The following is a 17,608-nucleotide window of genomic DNA, read 5'->3' on the forward strand; positions in this document are numbered from 1 at the left end:
GATTTCCCCATGACTACTTTTCTACGTCCGGCCCTGAGCCTGATGCTGTTGATGACCGCCATCACCGGCGTGATCTACCCGCTGACCGTCACCGGGATTGCGCAACTGGCGTTCCCGGAGCAGGCCAATGGCAGCCTGGTGCGCGACAGCGCTGGCAAGGTGCTGGGCTCGGCGCTGATCGCTCAGGACTTCAGTGGCGACACCTGGTTTCACCCCCGGCCATCGGCGGGGACCTATGCCACAGTGGCCAGTTCGGCCAGTAACCTGGCGCCGAGCAACCCGGCACTGGCCACGCGGGTCAAGGACAGCGCCACCCAGCTCGCCGTGCCGGGGCAGGGCCCGGTGCCACTGGCTTTGCTGACCACCTCGGGCAGCGGGCTGGACCCGCACTTGCCACCAGAGGCAATACGCTATCAACTGGCCCGTGTAGCTGCTGCGCGCAATGTGCCGGTGCAGTCCGTCGAGCAGCTGGTGGCTGAACATACCGAGCAGCCGCTGGTGGGGCCGCCGGTGGTTAACGTCTTGCTGTTGAATCGGGCGTTGGCGCAGCTCAACAACTGACACCTTCATGTGTGGGAGCGGGCTTGCTCGCGATGGCAGCACTGCGGTTTATCTGACGACCGCATCGTTTGCATCGCGAGCAAGCCCGCTCCCACAGGTCACATACACACACCCGATTTACAGGTAAACCCATGAGTCATTCCGGTCGCGCCGATGCGCTGTTAGCTGATTTGCCACGCGCAGGCCGTGGCCGGCTCAAGGTGTTCCTTGGCGCGGCACCCGGCGTGGGCAAGACCTACGCTATGTTGCAAGCCGCTCACACTCAGTTGCGCCAAGGGGTTCAGGTGCTGGCCGGGGTCGTCGAAACCCATGGCCGGGCCGAGACCGAGGCGTTGCTCAATGGCTTGGCGCAGCAGCCGATGCTGCGCTCGGAATATCGCGGCGTGCAGCTCGAAGAAATGGACCTTGATGGATTGCTCGCGGCCAGGCCCAAGTTGGTGCTGGTCGATGAGCTGGCCCACAGCAACGCCCCTGGCAGCCGGCATGCCAAGCGCTGGCAGGACGTGCAGGAACTGCTGGCTGCCGGAATCGATGTGTACACCACGGTCAACGTCCAGCACCTGGAAAGCCTTAACGATCAAGTGCGGGGTATCACCGGGGTGCAAGTGCGTGAAACCCTGCCGGACTGGATCGTGCAGGAAGCCTACGAACTGTTGCTGATCGATCTGCCGCCCCGTGAACTGCTGGAGCGTTTGCGCGAGGGCAAGGTGTATGTGCCGGAACAGGCGCGGGCAGCGATTGATGCGTTTTTCAGCCAGACCAACCTCAACGCCCTGCGTGAACTGGCGATGCAGACGGCGGCCGTGTACGTCGACGATGAACTGGACAAAGGCTATCGCCAGCAGGGGCAATCGGCCCCGGCGTTGCGCGGCCGGTTACTGGTCGGGATCGATGGCGATGAGCATGCCGAGCGTCTGGTGCGTCACGCCAGCCGGGTTGCCGAACGTAGGCATTTGCCCTGGAGCCTGGTGCATGTCGACAACGGCACGGTACGTGACGAGCAATCACGCCTGCGCCTGCAAAGCGCTCAGCAACTGGCGGAGCGCCTTGGCGGCGAAGTGGTGTTGCTGCGTGCCGGTGAAGTAGCCAAAACCCTGATCCAGCACGCCGGTGAGCGCCGTGCCAGCTTGCTGCTGGTGGGCCAGTCGCGTTTGACCTGGCGCCGGCGGCTTTTGGGTGGCGGGCTGGCGGCGCGCTTGTTGCGCGATTCCCATGGCCTGGAAATCAACGTGCTCGATAACGAGCAATCTCCAGCGCCGACCGTCAGCCGGCGTGAACATTCGCTGGTGTGGTTTGACTACGGGCTGGCGCTGGTTGCCACGGTATTGGCCAGCGCCCTGGCCTGGGGGGTGTCCAGCGTGCTGGCGCTGCCCAATATCTCCCTGGTGTTCCTGGCCGCTGTGTTGCTGGTGGCTGTACGCAGCAGTCTGGGGCCGTCACTGGCCTGTGCGGCCATGTCATTTCTGGCCTATGACTTTCTATTCATCCCGCCCAATTTTTCTTTCAGCATTCAGCGCGAAGAAGACGTGCTCACGCTGGTGTTCTTTTTGCTGATGGCGGCGTTGACCGGCAACCTAGCGGCCCGTCAGCGTCGGCAATTGCAGGCCTTGCGCGATACCCAGCAAGAAACCACCGAGTTACTCGATCTGTCGCGCAAGCTCACCGCCGCCACCGATCGCAAGGCCGTGGTCAGTGCGGCCGGTCAGCACTTGAGCGGCTGGAAAGAGCTGGATGTGTGCCTGCTCAATCGCAATGACAATGGCGGCTGGGACGTTGAAACAGGCGGGCCGTTGCAGTTTTCCGAAGCCGAGCGCGCCGCTGCGGACTGGGCCTGGACCCATGACCAGCCCGCAGGCAAGGGTACGGGCACCTTGCCGATGGGGCGTTGGTGGTGGTGGCCGATAAGCGCCGAGGAAGGACCGTTGGCCTTGCTCGGGGTGTGCCCCAAGCAAGGGCAGCAACTCAGCGGCCAGCGACGTCGTTTGCTGATGGCTTTGAGCCAACCCCTGGCTCAGGCGCTGGCTCGCGCACGTTTGGCCCAGGACCTGGAAGCTGCCCGCCTGCACGGCGAAACCGAGCAGTTGCGCAGTGCGCTGCTGGCGTCGGTGTCCCATGATCTGCGCACGCCGCTGACCAGCATGCGTGGCAGCATCGACACCTTGCTGGCATTGGGAGAGGCAATTCCCTTGGCCGACCGGCGCGAATTGCTTGAGGGCACGCGTGATGAGGCGGAGCGGCTGGATCGCTATATCCAGAACCTGCTGGACATGACCCGGCTGGGCCACGGTGCATTGAAGCTGGCCCGTGATTGGGTATCGCCCGCCGACATTGCAGGCAGTGCGCTGAACCGTCTGCGTGCGGTGCTGGCGCCCTTGCAGGTGCAGGTGGATGTGCCGCCACAATTGCCGCTGCTGCACGTACACGGTGCATTGATTGAGCAGGCGCTGGTCAATGTGCTGGAAAACGCCGCGCGCTTTTCACCGCCCCACGGGCATTTGCAACTGACGGCAGGCGCGGACGAAAGTGAGCTGTGGTTTGCCGTCGGTGATCAGGGACCGGGAATCCCGGAGGAAGACCGGGCGAAGATTTTCGACATGTTTTACACCGCTGCCCGTGGCGATCGTGGCGGGCAGGGCACGGGCCTTGGTCTGGCAATCTGCCAGGGCATGGTGGGCGCCCACGGCGGGCGCATCACTGTCGGCGACGGCATCGGCGGGCAGGGCACGTGCATCACCTTGTATTTGCCGGTCAGCGTGCAGCCGGGCCTCGAGAATGAAGGGCCGGAACGTGAAGACTGATATTCTTGGGCCACCTCTTTGCCACGATCAGAAGCCATGAGCCACAGCGCGACTATTTTGGTCATCGACGATGAACCGCAAATTCGCAAGTTCTTGCGTATCAGTCTGGTATCCCAGGGCTACACCGTGCTTGAGGCTGCGACAGGCGCCGAAGGGTTGAGCCAGGCGGCGCTGAAGCGACCCGATGTGCTGGTGCTTGACTTGGGCTTGCCGGACATGGACGGCCAACAGGTACTGCGCGAATTCCGCGAGTGGTCCAGCGTGCCGGTGCTGGTACTTTCGGTGCGCGCCAGCGAAGCGCAAAAAGTCCAGGCACTGGACGGCGGGGCCAACGATTACGTGACCAAGCCTTTCGGTATTCAGGAATTTTTGGCGCGGATCCGTGCGTTGCTGCGTCAGGCGCCTGCGGGCGAGGTTCAGGCGTCGGCGCTCGAGCTCGGTCCGTTGACCGTTGACCTGGCCTTTCGCCGGGTGTTGCTCGAAGGCGTCGAGGTGGCCCTGACACGCAAGGAGTACGCCGTGCTGGCGCAACTGGCGCGCCATCCCGGGCGGGTCATCACCCAGCAGCAATTGCTCAAGGATATCTGGGGCCCCACCCATATCGAGAACAGCCATTACCTGCGCATCGTTGTCGGCCATTTGCGTCAGAAGCTGGCGGATGACCCGACCCGGCCCCGGTTTATCGTGACCGAGGCCGGGGTCGGTTATCGGTTGTTGGACGCCGCGTCCTTTTCATAACGGTCCAGGGTGTCCTTGGCGATCATTCTGCCCAGTGCGATCAGCTCCGCAGCCTTGTAGAACTCAAAAAAACGGCACACCCGCTTGGGCACGTTGATCAGAATGTCCGGCGGGTAACCGGCAATCTTGTATTGCGCCAACGAGGTCTGCATCACTTCGAAACTCTGGTTGATCAAGTCCAGCAGTGAGGCCGGGCCCACGTTGTCGATGATGACTGAGCCGGTAGCCGACTTGGGCGAACCCTCTCCTGAACCGGGCCTGGCAGGTTGGCCCGAGTCAAGCCAGGGATTGGGCTGTTCCTGACTCAGCGGTTCGACCAGTGGCTTGAGCATTTCCTGCTCAAGGTTGAGCAACTGCTCGGCGTGTTTGTTACGAAACGGTATGCGCGAGCCCAGTGATGTCATCAGGTTGTCAAAGCGCCCTTTAAACGCGGCCGGGCGCTGGATAACGGGCAGTTGGTAATTGCTTTGATGGGTTGAGTTGAGGTTGACGGCGATGATCAGGTCGCAATGGCTGGAAACCACCGGCACGATAGGGAGCGGGTTGAGCAGGCTGCCGTCGACCAGCATGCGGTTGCCTTGCATCACCGGGGTGAACAGGCTGGGAATTGCCGCCGAGGCACGCATGGCCTGGTGCAGGCAGCCCTCCTGAAACCAGATTTCTTGCTGATGGGTGAGGTCGGTGGCGACAGCCGTGTAGGGGATGCGCAGGTCTTCGATGTTGATTTCACCGACGATGTTGCGGATATGGCCGAAGACTTTTTCGCCGCGAATCGCGCCCAGTCGGAAGCTGACGTCTACAAGGCGCAACACGTCGAGGTAGTCCAGGCTTTGAATCCAGTCGCTATACAGATCAAGCTTGCCGGCCGCATAAATTCCGCCGACCACCGCGCCCATCGAACAACCGGCGATACAGGCAATGTCATAGCCCCGACTCTCAAGCTCTTCAATCACGCCAATATGGGCATAGCCTCGTGCACCGCCGGAGCCCAATACCAATGCAATACGTTTTTTCATGAGCCCCACCTTTGCCTGACAGTGACCCACAATGCCTTTTTGTGAGTCGTAGGGACAGCTTTTGACATGAACCCGTATCTAGAGGCTAGGCTAGGCTCTGTTGATGTTTTGATCTTTGCGTTGTGGCACTTTTGTGCAGGTTGTTCGTCTGAGATTGCACTAAACATTTAATTTTGAGGAAAAAACCATGAAAGCATGGATGTGTGTGCCGTTGATTGCACTGGCATTGGCAGGTTGTGCGGGAACCAAGGCTTATCGCGATACCTGTGCCACGAACCTGGATGCGGCCTGGCATGAGCTGGATCTGGCCAAGGCAGAAGGCTTTGCCGGCACCGTCAGCTACTCCAAGGCGTTGTCCTTGTTGACGGCAGCCAAAACCCAGCAGCAGTTTGAAGCCTTTGAGGGCTGCACCAACAAAGCCGAAAAGGCGCGTTTCTATATTCGTGAATCCCGCGCCGGACGTTGAGCCGGCGCAGTGAGGGTGGAGGGTGAGGATGTCTGAGCTGGTTGACCGGATAGTTGCAAACGTTGTGCGCCTGGAGGTCAGGCTGCTGGCCTGTCAGGCGCGTCTTGAAGCCGATACGGACCCTGAGGCCCTGCATGATCTGCGCACCACGGTGCGTCGTTTACGCAGCCTGTTGCGACCATTGCGTGGCTTGCCGGGCGTGGTGCAACTGGAAATGTCGGCGTCCCAGGTGGGCGTTTTGACTACCCCCTTGCGCGATCTTGAAGTGCTTGCGGCGCACTTGCAGGACAAGGGCTACCCGATTCAGGCACAACGTCGTCTGCAACAGTTGTCCGGCAGTTATGCCCGGGTGGCTGACAGTGAGCAGTTGGCTCAGCTGTTGATGATCCTCGATGTGTTTCCACGCTTTCTGCGGGCCGCCGAGCGTGAAGGCTTGCTGCGCGGTTTGCGCAAGCGGATCGAAAAGGTCCTGGAAAAGCAGTGGCAAACCCTGGAAACAGCCCTCAATGATCCGGGCCATGACCGCCATCGCGTCAGGCTGTTGATCAAGCGCGTGCGCTATGCCGCTGAGGCCTACCCTGAGTTGAATCAGTTGCCGCCTCTGGTTGTGACGCGGCTCAAGGGCGCGCAACAGGCCTTGGGCGAGTGGCACGATGCCTGGCAGTGGTTGTTGCAAGCCGAACAACAGGCCGATTTGCAGCCTTGTGTCGCTCAATGGCAGGCGACCCTTGAACGGGGTGAGAAACGGGCTGACAAGGCGCTGGTCAAATTGAGTGCGGCTTGCTTCCACTCCTGATCTTTGGCCGATTCAGCGCTGTGCAGAGTCAGATGGATGGGTAGTATCCCGTCATATTTTTCTGTTTTGAGGTGCTCATGCAGTTTTGCGAATTGGTTGCGGCAGTGCGCAACACGCCCCTGAACGTAACAATCCCGGCAGACTGGGGGCAGGGACGTGCCAGCTTCGGTGGTTTGGTGGTGGCTTTGCAGTACGAAGCCATGCGCGCTCATGTGTCTGACGAGCGTGCGTTGCGTTCGCTTGCGGTGAGTTTTGTCGGCCCTGTCGAGGCGGATGTGCCGATCAGCTTTGAGGTCGAAGTGTTGCGTGAAGGTCGGGCCGTCAGCCAGGTAGTGGGTCGCGCTGTGCAAAAGGGTCAAGTAGTGACCCTGGTACAAGGCAGTTTTGGCGCATCACGGGAGTCAGCGGTGAGCGTCGACAGCGTGCCAGCTCCTGAGATGAAGGCCCCGGCCGAATGCCCGCTATTGCCCTATATCAAGGGCGTAACCCCTGAGTTCATGCGTCACCTGTCCATGGCATGGGCCGTTGGCGCCTTGCCGTTTACAGGCCGCGGTACGCGGGAAATGGGAGGGTGGATTCGTCTTGCCGGGGATGTGCAGGACGAACCTCTGACAGAAACCCACTTGCTGGCACTGGTCGATGCCTGGCCACCAGCGCTGTTGCCGCTGCTGAACAAGCCTACAGCGGGCAGCACGCTGACCTGGACCATCGAGTTCGTACAGCCATTGCCCCAAGCCAGCACGCTGGAGTGGTGCAAATACCTGGCGGTCATCGAGCATGCCCGTGACGGCTACGGTCATGTGGCTGCCAATTTGTGGACGCCGGGTGGCGAGCTGATAGCAATCAGTCGTCAGACCGTAGCCGTCTTCGGCTGATCAGAAGGTCTGGCTGTTATCCGTCTTGCTGTCGAGCTTGCTGCCCTGGTGTTGCAGGATCAGCGCCGCAAACAAGGCAACCAGACCGATCACCGCGCTCGTGGCGTTCTCACTGAAAACCCCCGACACCAGCAGCAGAAAAGCCACTATCAAGATAGGTATCGCGATCAGGTTGATTGCCTGATGCGTGCTGCCCTGATGGCTTTGCGGGTTGGAGCGCCATTGCCAGGCCGGTAAGTTTGGATGACGTTTGCCCATGATTGCTCTCCTTGTTCGAGGGTTCAGCTGTCGCTGAACCGGATAAACAAATCATAGATTTATGGCCGTCCTGCGGCGAATCAACAATGGCTATCAGCCTTATAGCTTTAACTGTCCAATGGCTTTATTCAGTTGGGCGGCCAAGGTTGCCAGCTCATTACTGGTAGTGGCCGAGTCGATGGTTTGTTGCACAGTGTTTTCGGTGACATCACGAATGCTCACCACTGCGCGGTTCATCTCTTCCGCCACCTGGCTTTGCTGTTCGGCTGCCACGGCAATCTGCGTGTTGCTTTCGCGCATCTGCGCCACGGCATGGGTGATTTCGGCCAATGCCACGCCCGCTTCCTGAGCTTGTTGTACACAGTCGTCGGCTTTGAATGAGCTTTCCTGCATAAAGTCCACTGCGTCACGGGTACCCGCCTGCAAGGCCGAGACCATTTTGGTGATTTCGTCGGTGGAGGTCTGCACCCGCTTGGCCAAGTGCCGCACTTCATCGGCGACCACCGCAAAGCCCCGGCCCATCTCGCCTGCGCGAGCGGCTTCAATGGCGGCGTTCAACGCCAGCAGGTTGGTCTGTTCAGCAATGCTGTGAATCACACCGACCACGCCATTGATTTTTTGGCTGTCTTGCGCCAGCTGCTGAATCATCTCGGCAGTGGTTTGCACCCCGGTGGACAGGCTGGCGATGGATTGCTGTACGCGGCTAACCACCTGCTGGCCGCTACCGGCCAGGTTGTCTGCCGTTTGCGACAGGTCGCGGGTGGCGCCTGCGTGTTGCGCAATGTGATAGACCGTGGCCGACATTTGATTGATCGCGGTAGCGGCCTGGTCGGTCTCGCTTTGCTGGCCGAGCATGCCGTGGCGTACCTCGTCCATGCTGCTGGCCAGGCGGGTGGCACCGGCGTCCAGTTGCGCCGCAGTCTGGGCCACGGTGTTGACCACGCGCTGATAGCCGGCCTGCATGGCGTTGAAGGCGCTGGCCATCTGCCCGACTTCATCGGTACAGGCCAGAGGAACCCGAGCAGACAGGTCGCCGGTTTTCTCGACATGCAGCATCACGTCCTTGAGGGTATTGAGCTGGCTAAGCAGGAAGCGGATCAGCAATTGTGAGGCGCAGAGCATGGCCAGCATCAGGATCAGCACGGCGGCGGCATAGTTGGGCAGTCGCTCGACAAACACCTGCGCCAGACTTGGCGCATAGGCCAGCACCGCAATCTTTTGCCCGTCATCGCGGGTCACCACGTCGGCGCCCAACAGCAGATCGTGGCCTGACAGCGGCATGGGATTGATCGAAACCCACCCGTTGGCCTGGTTGAGCTGTGGCAGGGCTTGATCGTTGACGTTGGGGATCTGGTTGGGCTCGAGGCGCAGCAAATGCCTGGCCTCAGGCAGGGGTTGCCCGGAGGGCCATGCTTTGAGCAATTGAGCCTGATCCCGGGCGCTGACCTGAGCGGCGGCCCCGCGCGATTGCTGCTCAAGCTGCACGGCGTAGAGCACCAGCAGCAGTGTGGTGACAAAAGCCACCGCATTGACTGCCCAGAATTTGTATTTGAGCGAGATGTTGCTAAGCCAGGTACCCATGGGAGGTCTTCTCTGATTTGGCGCAAACAATGTTGGCAAGGTGCCATCATTGTGCCGCTATTCAGTGACGATCTTGTTGATGTGGGTCAAGAGAGCAAAGCTCTTTGTAGATACTCTGGTGTAGGCCAAGCCCTATTGTGGGAGCGAGCCTGCTCGCGAACGACCTTCGCGAGCAGGCTCGCTCCCACAGTTGCCGTTGTCCTGCAGCTGCCTCGTTCCTTCGCCAGCGGCTACGAGTTTTAAACCAGTACCGGCAACCCATAAAATGCCCGTGCGCAGGCGGTCGTGTGTTCGGCCAGGTCCTGTTCGCTTTCACCACGATGCACGGCCACTTCGCGCAGCACGTCGGTCAGGTAAGCCGGTTCGTTGCGGCCATTTTTCGGTTTGGGTCGCAGAGTGCGTGGCAGCAAGTAGGGCGCGTCACTTTCCAGCATCAGGCGACCCCGGGGGATGTCCCGTACCAGCGGGTGCAAGTGGGTGCCGCGACGCTCGTCGCAGATCCAGCCGGTAATGCCGACGTGCAGGTCCAGATCGAGATAACTGAACAGCGCCTTTTTTTCGCCGGTGAAACAGTGCACGACAGCGGCCGGCAAGCGATCACGGAAGTCGCGCAGGATTTCGAGCAGACGCTGATTGGCATCGCGCTCATGCAGAAACACCGGTAGTTGCAGGTCAACGGCCATTGCCAGGTGTTCTTCCAGCACTTTCTCTTGCTGGGCACGGGGCGAGAAATCGCGGTTGAAATCCAGGCCGCATTCACCGACGGCACACACACCGGGCTCCTTGAGCAAGGCGAGCAACTGGCGGGCGCTGTCGCCGTTCCAGTCACTGGCCGAGTGCGGGTGAATGCCAGCGGTGGAGAACAGTCGCTGACCGCTTTCATCCAGGTCGCGGCACAGTTGCAAGGCCTGTTCGCTGCCTTCAACGCTGGTGCCGGTCAGCACCAATTGGCACACGCCCGCCGCGTAAGCACGGTCCAGAACGGCCTGGTGCTTGCCGTCGAAGCTTGGGTTGGTCAGGTTGACGCCGATATCGATGAGTTGCATGGTGCTACCTCAGGCCACAAGCCGCGAAGCATATCAGAGCTGTAGATTTATAAGAAAAACCAAGAACTACAGACAGTTATGGTTGTCTTTGAATGCCGCAACAACGCAATGCCCGGTTTTCTACAGGACGCATTGACTGTTTTGCGCGCTGTTTCCAGCGCTTAAAAGCCCCAAATGGGGCAACCGGTTGTCGGGTAATCCGACAGGGTGCTGGGCTGTATTCTTTCCGGAGAACGGATGACAAGACCGACGCTATTGATTGCGCTGTGCCTGCTGCTACTGCTACTGCTACTGCCACTACCGGCACTGGCACGATTGGCCGGACCCTTGCAGGTCGGGCAGCCGAGTCAGGTCCGCGATCTGGCGCAAATCCGCAGCAGTCAGGTGCTGCGGGTGTTGGTCAACCAGAGCCGCAACAGCTCGGGAGAAGTGCAAGGCCAGGCCATCGGCGTTGAATACCATCGTCTGCGTGCGTTCGAACGCTTCCTCAACAGCCATGCCCGTGATGGCCAGGAAATTACTCTCAAGATCATTCCCAAAGCCAAGGACCAACTCCTGGGCGCCTTGTCCCGTGGTGAAGGCGATGTGGTTGCCCCGGGGGAGTTGATTGATTTCAAGCCCAGTCGCGCCATCAGCGCCAGCGAGCCGATCGTCGACGATGTGCCATTGCTGTTGGTGGGGGTCAAGGGCGAACGTCGCTTCACCCGTCTTGAACAGCTGTCGGGCCGAACGGTGGCGTTGACCACGGGCAGCGCGGCTGGCGCCTCGGTCAATTTGATCAATCAAAAACTCGCATTGCGCAAACTGCCGCCGGTGAAGATCGAATGGGTAGACCCGACTCTGGCGGTGGAAGATGTGCTGGAGATGGTGCAGGCCGGCATTTTTCACCTGACCATCGTTGAGCGCCCGATTGCCGAGCGTTGGGCCACCTTGATGCCCAAGCTGCGGTTTGACCGTAAGGTGCTGGTCAGCGAACCCGACGCGATGCGCTGGTATGTGCGTCGCGATGCCTTGATGTTGCGTGCCAGTATCGACCGCTTTCTGGACGGCTATAAGGCACCGGCCGATCAGGACGTGGCGTTTGAGCGGGTGTATCGACGTTTGTATCGGGTGCATTACCCCTTGGCCCGAACCGACCGCCAGAAGCTTGAAAAGCTGCGTCCGGTGTTGCAAAAGCATGCTCGCCAGCAAGGTATGGACTGGTTGAACCTGGCGGCGCTGGCATTCAAGGAGTCAACCCTGAACCCGAATGCCAAGGGCGTTGGCGGAGCGACAGGGCTGTTGCAAATTACCCCCTCTGCAGCGCAGCGGGTGGGGGTCAACAACATTCATAACGTCGATAACAATGTACAGGCCGGTGCCCGGTACCTGGCTCTGATCCGCCGCAAATTCTTCGCCAGCCCCAAACTCAACGAGCGTGAGCGCATGGCCTTTGTCCTGGCGGCGTACAACATGGGCCCCGAGCGGGTACAAGGCATGCGCGCAGAAGCCAGGCGACGGGGGCTGAACCCTAATCAATGGTTTTTTCAGGTGGAACGAATTGCCATGGAGCAGGTGGGAATGGGCGCTGTCAGCTATGTTAATAGCGTGAATAAATACTATTTGGCCTTTGATCGGGTGCGCGACTCTCTGGAGCCCGCAAAAGCTGAGCTGGCCTCACGAAAATAATCGAAAAAACTGATTGTTATCTTGGGTTTATTCGACTTTTCACATTCTAAAAACTGATTAGTATGGCGGGCATTCCCCAACTGATTACCTAAAGGACTTCACCATGAGCAAATTGATCCATACCGTACTGGGCAGCCGCGCAGGTTATGGTTTGACTGTTTTGCGTATCTTCGTAGGCATCATCTTTGCAGCTCACGGTTCGCAGAAACTTTTCGGCTGGTTTGGCGGTGGCGGATTGGCCGGCACGGCGCAATGGATGGAAAGCATCGGCCTGGCACCCGGTACGTTGATGGCGGTGCTGGCGGGCGGTACCGAGTTTCTGGGTGGTCTGGCGCTGATCGTTGGCCTGCTGGCTCGACCTGCGGCATTAGGCCTGTCGTTTACCTTGCTGGTGGCGATTTTCTCGGTGCATATCCATAACGGTCTGTTTATGGCAAACAACGGTTATGAATTTGCCTTGGCTCTGTTGGGCGGCACCCTCGCTGTATTGTTCGAAGGTGCAGGCAAGTTGTCCCTCGATCGTGCGATTACCGACTGAAAATCGAATGTTCGTAAAAAGACCCGCCCAGAGCGGGTCTTTTTCGTTTTACATGATTGTTGACAGTTGTAAGCAGGTTTATCTAGGATGTTTCTTGCGCCGATTTAAACAGCTACTTGCGGGGCGCCAGAGGGTCTAGAGACCGTCTAAGAGGCTTGAAGCACGCCTCGAAATACCGCTAAAGCGCTGGTTCGGTGTTGCCTCTCACCTGCCACGCAGAATCTTGAGGCGGAGAACCGATACAGATGAGTCACCCACGTCCCCTGGTACGTCTTGCGCCGATCTCGGCCAGCCCTGCTTTGCGCAATCCAAAAATCCTTCTTGGCGGTAAACACCAGCCCACACTGCTGCGCTGTCTGGACGGCTGGCCGCGTCGAAAGGGCCGGGCTACGGCATTTTTGATCCAGTTTGTCGAAGAGGGTGATCCGCTGGCGCGCTTTGCTGCTGACAGTTTTGACCTGGCAGTGATCCAGTCCCCCGATGCCGACAATGCCGAGCAGGTGATTCATAACCTGACCCGCGTTTGCCGCCAGGGGCTGATTACACTGCGTTGATTACACCTGACCCCCTGAAACCCTGTAGCCGCTGACGAGTAGAACGAGGCCGCGTCCGAGCGCGCAGCGGTCGTAAACCCTGTATACGCGGTATACCTGACAAACCGAGTCGCCAGGGTTACGACGGCTGCGCCGCCGAACGCAGCCTCGTGGAGCTCGTCAGCCGCGATGGGCCATGGATGGCCCGTCGCGGCGTGCCCCCATGACAGTGCCGGAGTGAGGGAACCACCGAGCCTGGGCGAGGCGGCCGTATGGTAGGGCAAGCCTTTTTGGTTACTTTTTCGGCGTTTGGAAAAAGTGACCCGCCGTAAGGGCGGAACCCGTAGAAAGTCGTGACATATCGAATGGATATGTACTCGGCATCGCTGCGGGCGCATCGCAAAACAACGGGCACACGGGGTACATATCCGGCATTCGCGGTTAACTGAAACGATGGTTTCGCTTTTACAGCGAGGCACTTTTGTCAAACAGCCACAAAAGTACCCCAAAAGGCCTTGCCCCAGCGTACGGCCCTCGCTGCGCTCAGGTGTCCCTCACTCCGGTCCCGCTCCGTGGGCACGCCGTGACGGGCCATCCATGGCCCAACACGGCTCTCCCGGCATCCATGCCGGTCGACCCACTACGCAGAACCTGCGCTCGGCCTCCCGAAGGGCAGGCAGATCAAAAAACCAGTGCAAAAACAAGATCAACGGCCCGCCGAGGCGGCCTACAGGCCGACCTGTTTAGCGAAGCACATTTCTCTAAACAGGCCGGTTGGCAACAGAGTATCTACAGTGTTTTCAAGCAACAAAGTAGCGACAGGCTTTGCGGTTCAGAATCGATCCAGGCGGTAGGGCTCCAGTGCCGGTAAAGCACGGGCGCTGCCGGGCAATGCCAACTGCGCAATCAATTCCGCAGTCACTGCTGCCTGTGTCAGGCCAAGATGTTGGTGGCCAAAGGCAAGTAGCACCTTGCCGTCACCTACCTTGTCGATAATCGGCAATGAGTCTGGCAGCGACGGCCGAAAGCCCATCCACGGCGTGGCGGCTTGCGCGTTCAGGTCACGACGGAACAACCCTTTGCTCAGCCGATGTAACTGCCAGGCGCGCTCCATGCTAGGTGGCGCCTGCAATCCTGCAAACTCAACAGTACCCGCCAGTCTCAGACCGTCAGTCATCGGGGTCATGATGAACTTGCGCTCCAGCGAGGTGACGGCAAAAGGCAGCCGGTCATGTTCGTGGGGCAGCATCAGGTGGTAACCGCGCTCGGTATCCAGTGGGACCTTTTTGCCGGTCAGGTCGGCGGTGAGTTTCGCCGAATGGGCGCCGCAGGCAATCACCACTCGCCGGGCCGTCACACGGCCCTGAGGGGTGACCAGACTCACACCGGTCTCGTTCAGGTGCCCGCCCGTGACCTGTTGCGTGAGGAACTGCACACCGCAGGTTCTGGCGGCGTTCACCAGTTCGCATACCACGCGGTAGGGGTCGATAAAGTGCCCGGTCGCCGGGAAAAACAACCCGCCCTGAATCTGCTCGCTGAGTTGCGGCGCGGTCTCGTGTACCGCCTTGGCCTCCCAGAACTCAACCGGTACCTGTTGCTGACGCATGCGTGCCTGTAGCGCTTGGAGCGCGGGGCGTGATTCAGGTCGCTCGTAGACCAGCAATGAGCCGTCTTCGCGCATCAGGCCGGGGCAATCAATGCCGTCCAGCAGCCGGTGCCAGGCATCCAGGCTGCTTTCATTGAGGGCTCGGATACCGGCCACGGTGCGCTGGAAAGGCGCCGGGCGCAGGTTCAGCAGCAGCCGGGTAAACCAGGGCAGGGCACGGGGCATGTATTTCCAGTCCAGGCGCAGGGGGCCCATCGGATCCATGAGCATGGCCGGCAACCGCTTGAGGATGGACAGGTCGGCAATCGGGAACACCTGTTCGGTTGCCAGATGCCCTGCATTGCCAAACGAGGCCCCCTGGCCCGGCTCCTGCTGGTCGATGACCACTACCCGCAGACCCTGTCGCGCCAGCTGAAGGGCGCAGGCGACGCCGATAATGCCGGCGCCGACCACTGCAATGTCAGCGTTCTGGTGCGCGCTGTTTGAGCTGAAATGATCAGGCATTTTGTTGGGCTTCTCTGTGGCCATCGAGCAGGCGGCGCAGTTGCAGAGGATTGTCGTGCTTGAGTGCGGTGGGCAACAAGCTGTCCGGGAAGTCCTGATAGCAGACCGGGCGCAGGAAACGCAGGATAGCCGCGGTGCCGACCGAGGTGGTTCGCGTGTCGGAGGTGGCCGGGAATGGGCCTCCGTGGACCATCGCATCACACACCTCAACACCGGTGGGCCAGCCGTTGACCAGCAGGCGTCCGGCTTTGCGTTCCAGAGTCGGCAACAAGGCCCTGGCACTTTCCAGGTCTGCGTCATCCAGTTGCAGGGTGATGGTCAACTGGCCTTCCAGATGCTCGAAGACCTGGCGGATCTCTTCATCATCGGCGCATTGCACGACCAGCGACGCGGCCCCGAATACCTCGGCCTGCAACGCCGGATCGGCGATAAAGTCCCGGGCCCGGGTGACAAACAGGTGGGCCTGGCATTGGTTGGGCGTATCGCCTTTCAAGCCTGCTGCGGCTTCTTGCGCGCTGCTCAGTTCGTGCAGCGCGCCGACGCCAGCTTCATAAGCCTGGAAAATCCCGGGAGTGAGCATGGTCTGCGCCGGGCTGCGCTGTATCAGTGCGGCAGCGGCGTTGATGAAACGATCCAGGGCGGGGCCCTGGCGGGCAATGACCAGTCCCGGGTTGGTGCAAAACTGGCCAGCCCCTTGAGTCAGGGAGGTCACGAAGCCTTGTGCCAGCGCTTCACCGCGAGCCTGCAAGGCCGCGGGGAAGAGTAACACCGGATTGATCGAACTCATTTCTGCATACACAGGGATGGGTTCAGGGCGTGCCTGGGCCGCCTTGCACAAGGCCAGACCACCGCTGCGTGAGCCGGTAAAACCGACGGCTTTGATTCGTGGGTCGGTCACCAGGGCAATGCCCACCTCGCGACCGGAACCGAACAGCAGCGAAAACACGCCGGCATGCAGTCCCGATTTTTTCACCGCCCGGGCCACCGCGTGGCCGACCAGTTCGCTGGTGCCGGGGTGTGCGCTGTGAGCCTTGACCACAACCGGGCAGCCGGCGGCGAGAGCCGATGCGGTGTCGCCACCTGCGACGGAGAAGGCCAGCGGGAAGTTGCTGGCACCGAATACGGCTACCGGCCCCAGCGCCACCTGGCGTTGACGCAGGTCTGAACGGGGCAGGGGTTGACGTTCAGGCAAGACGCTGTCGACTCGCACATCAAGCCATTCACCCGCGCGCACGGTGCGGGCAAAGGTGCGCAGCTGCTGGCAGGTCCGGCCGCGCTCGCCGAGGATGCGCGGGCGTTGCAGCCCGGACTCGCTGACGGCGCGGTCGATCAACTCATCGCCGATGGCTTCGATTTCATCGGCGATGGTTTCAAGAAAAGTGGCACGAGCGGCCAGTGGCGTCTCGCGAAAGCTATCAAAAGCCTCCCACGCCAAAGCGCACGCCTGCTCGACATCTTCGCCGGTGCCGCCGAGGTAGGCCGGTTCCAGCGCTGTGCCGGTGGCGGGGTTGATCGCCCGGATCGCTTCGCGGCTACCGGTGATGGCTTGCTGACCGATCAGCATGTTGCCTGTCAGAGTCATGGCGTGTTCCTGGAAAAATTGGGCTGGGGGTGTGGAAGCGAGCCTGCTCGCTCCCACAGAAGCACCGCTCGTTTAAGGGAACGGGGTTGAGCGATCAGGCCACGTTCTGTTCGGCTGACCAGTTTTTGTACCACTGACGGAACAGGGCGTACTGGTTCTCGGCGTAGTGACGCTGAGCATCGCTGAGCGCATCGGTCTCGTTGAAGTGCAGGGTGTATTCGGTGTCGCCATTGAGCACCATCAGGTGCTTGTAGTAGAGCACCAGGTCGGTGCCTTCATCGAACGACGACAGCACGGCAAGGGCAGCCTCCAGCTCACGGGCCATACGGCGGGCCTTGGGGTCGCCCAGGGCCGCTTGCTTGCTCAGGGCGACCAGTTGCAGCACTTCGCGTGGCAGGGCGTTACCGATACCGGTAATGGCACCGGTGGCGTTGCAGTTGACGAAGCCATGGACCACTTGGGTGTCGACACCGACCATCAGGGTCACGTCGTCGTCCTTGGACGTGATGTGTTCAGCGGCGTAACGCATGTCGGCAGCACCGCCAAACTCTTTGAAGCCGATCAGGTTCGGGTATTCGCGACGCAGTTCAAAGAACAGGTCGGCGCGGGTGGCGAAGCCGTAGTAAGGGCTGTTGTAGATCACGGCCGGTAGCTGTGGAGCTGCTTGCAGGATGGCGGCGAAGTGAGCTTTTTGCGCAGCAGGCGAGGCCGCACGGGACAGCAGGCGAGGAATCACCATCAGGCCCTGGGCACCGACTTTGGCGGCGTGTGCGGCGTGGGACACGGCTTCGCGGCTGTTGACGGCGCCGGTGCCAACGATGGTCGGAATACCGGCAGCCACCAGGCGTGCCACGCCTTCCTGACGCTCGGCTTCGGTCAGCAATGGCCAGTCACCCATGGAGCCGCAGTACACGACGGCGCTCATGCCGATATCGATCAGTTCGCGGCCCTTGGCGACCAGCGCGTCGAAGTCCGGTTTGCGATCGGCGGTGCAAGGGGTCATCAGTGCAGGCATGCAACCGGTGAAAATGTTATCGCTCAT

The 17,608-nt window shown here is 60.5% G+C and carries 16 protein-coding genes; 9 read left to right on the forward strand and 7 right to left on the reverse strand.

Annotated features, from left to right (window positions below; all coding sequences use genetic code 11):
- Nucleotides 1-9 precede the first annotated feature (9 nt).
- The 3 genes from kdpC (at nt 10) to RGV06_RS22195 (ending at nt 4,097) form a co-directional block, all read left to right on the forward strand.
- The gene (gene kdpC, locus RGV06_RS22185; RefSeq protein ID WP_322151418.1) at nt 10-561 is read left to right on the forward strand and encodes a potassium-transporting ATPase subunit KdpC; all 552 of its coding nucleotides are present in this window, start codon (nt 10-12) and stop codon (nt 559-561) included.
- A gap of 131 nt (nt 562-692) precedes the next feature.
- The gene (locus tag RGV06_RS22190) at nt 693-3,359 is read left to right on the forward strand and encodes a sensor histidine kinase (RefSeq protein WP_019827559.1); all 2,667 of its coding nucleotides are present in this window, start codon (nt 693-695) and stop codon (nt 3,357-3,359) included.
- Nucleotides 3,360-3,395: 36 nt separating this feature from the next.
- Entirely contained in the window at nt 3,396-4,097 is a 702-nt protein-coding gene (locus RGV06_RS22195) for a response regulator (protein ID WP_046810293.1), read from the forward strand.
- Here the strand turns inward: RGV06_RS22195 and RGV06_RS22200 are convergent.
- The gene (locus tag RGV06_RS22200; RefSeq protein ID WP_019827563.1) at nt 4,064-5,113 is read right to left on the reverse strand and encodes a patatin-like phospholipase family protein; all 1,050 of its coding nucleotides are present in this window, start codon (nt 5,111-5,113) and stop codon (nt 4,064-4,066) included. The two genes, RGV06_RS22195 and RGV06_RS22200, sit on opposite strands and share 34 nt — an antisense overlap.
- A gap of 187 nt (nt 5,114-5,300) precedes the next feature.
- Between RGV06_RS22200 and RGV06_RS22205 the strand changes: the two genes are divergently transcribed.
- From RGV06_RS22205 to RGV06_RS22215, 3 genes are all read left to right on the forward strand, one after another.
- Entirely contained in the window at nt 5,301-5,579 is a 279-nt protein-coding gene (locus tag RGV06_RS22205; RefSeq protein WP_322151421.1) for a hypothetical protein, read from the forward strand.
- 28 nt (nt 5,580-5,607) lie between these two features.
- On the forward strand, nt 5,608-6,375 hold the full coding sequence (locus RGV06_RS22210; RefSeq protein WP_322151423.1) for a CHAD domain-containing protein: 768 nt from the start codon (nt 5,608-5,610) through the stop codon (nt 6,373-6,375).
- 77 nt (nt 6,376-6,452) lie between these two features.
- Nucleotides 6,453-7,250 (forward strand): acyl-CoA thioesterase, encoded by a 798-nt coding sequence (locus tag RGV06_RS22215; protein WP_019827569.1) that lies wholly within the window; start codon nt 6,453-6,455, stop codon nt 7,248-7,250.
- Here RGV06_RS22215 and RGV06_RS22220 read toward each other — a convergent pair whose 3' ends face one another.
- The 3 genes from RGV06_RS22220 to RGV06_RS22230 form a co-directional block, all read right to left on the reverse strand.
- Complete coding sequence (locus RGV06_RS22220; protein WP_322151425.1) at nt 7,251-7,508, reverse strand: terminase; 258 nt, start codon at nt 7,506-7,508, stop codon at nt 7,251-7,253. It lies immediately after the preceding gene.
- Between the two features lie 99 nt (nt 7,509-7,607).
- Nucleotides 7,608-9,089: a methyl-accepting chemotaxis protein gene (locus tag RGV06_RS22225; RefSeq protein WP_322151428.1), complete on the reverse strand. Its 1,482-nt coding sequence runs from the start codon at nt 9,087-9,089 to the stop codon at nt 7,608-7,610.
- Between the two features lie 239 nt (nt 9,090-9,328).
- Nucleotides 9,329-10,135, reverse strand: coding sequence for a TatD family hydrolase (locus RGV06_RS22230; protein WP_198821197.1), 807 nt, complete (start codon nt 10,133-10,135; stop codon nt 9,329-9,331).
- Nucleotides 10,136-10,372: 237 nt separating this feature from the next.
- Here RGV06_RS22230 and RGV06_RS22235 point away from each other — a divergent pair, with 237 nt between their 5' ends.
- The 3 genes from RGV06_RS22235 to RGV06_RS22245 all read left to right on the forward strand — a co-directional run bounded on the left by RGV06_RS22235 (nt 10,373) and on the right by RGV06_RS22245 (nt 12,895).
- Complete coding sequence (locus tag RGV06_RS22235; protein WP_322151430.1) at nt 10,373-11,803, forward strand: transglycosylase SLT domain-containing protein; 1,431 nt, start codon at nt 10,373-10,375, stop codon at nt 11,801-11,803.
- Between the two features lie 103 nt (nt 11,804-11,906).
- On the forward strand, nt 11,907-12,341 hold the full coding sequence (locus RGV06_RS22240; RefSeq protein ID WP_019827579.1) for a DoxX family protein: 435 nt from the start codon (nt 11,907-11,909) through the stop codon (nt 12,339-12,341).
- A gap of 245 nt (nt 12,342-12,586) precedes the next feature.
- Complete coding sequence (locus tag RGV06_RS22245; protein WP_046810299.1) at nt 12,587-12,895, forward strand: hypothetical protein; 309 nt, start codon at nt 12,587-12,589, stop codon at nt 12,893-12,895.
- 811 nt (nt 12,896-13,706) lie between these two features.
- Here RGV06_RS22245 and RGV06_RS22250 read toward each other — a convergent pair.
- The 3 genes from RGV06_RS22250 to RGV06_RS22260 form a co-directional block, all read right to left on the reverse strand.
- A complete protein-coding gene (locus tag RGV06_RS22250; RefSeq protein ID WP_322151432.1) occupies nt 13,707-14,984 on the reverse strand; it encodes an NAD(P)/FAD-dependent oxidoreductase in 1,278 nt (425 codons plus the stop codon).
- Nucleotides 14,977-16,566 (reverse strand): aldehyde dehydrogenase (NADP(+)), encoded by a 1,590-nt coding sequence (locus RGV06_RS22255; protein ID WP_322151434.1) that lies wholly within the window; start codon nt 16,564-16,566, stop codon nt 14,977-14,979. The genes RGV06_RS22250 and RGV06_RS22255 overlap by 8 nt, the downstream gene beginning before the upstream one ends.
- Before the next feature lie 94 nt (nt 16,567-16,660).
- Entirely contained in the window at nt 16,661-17,608 is a 948-nt protein-coding gene (locus tag RGV06_RS22260) for a dihydrodipicolinate synthase family protein (RefSeq protein WP_322151436.1), read from the reverse strand.

This window comes from Pseudomonas sp. CCI3.1 (assembly GCF_034313985.1).
Lineage (GTDB): Bacteria > Pseudomonadota > Gammaproteobacteria > Pseudomonadales > Pseudomonadaceae > Aquipseudomonas > Aquipseudomonas psychrophila.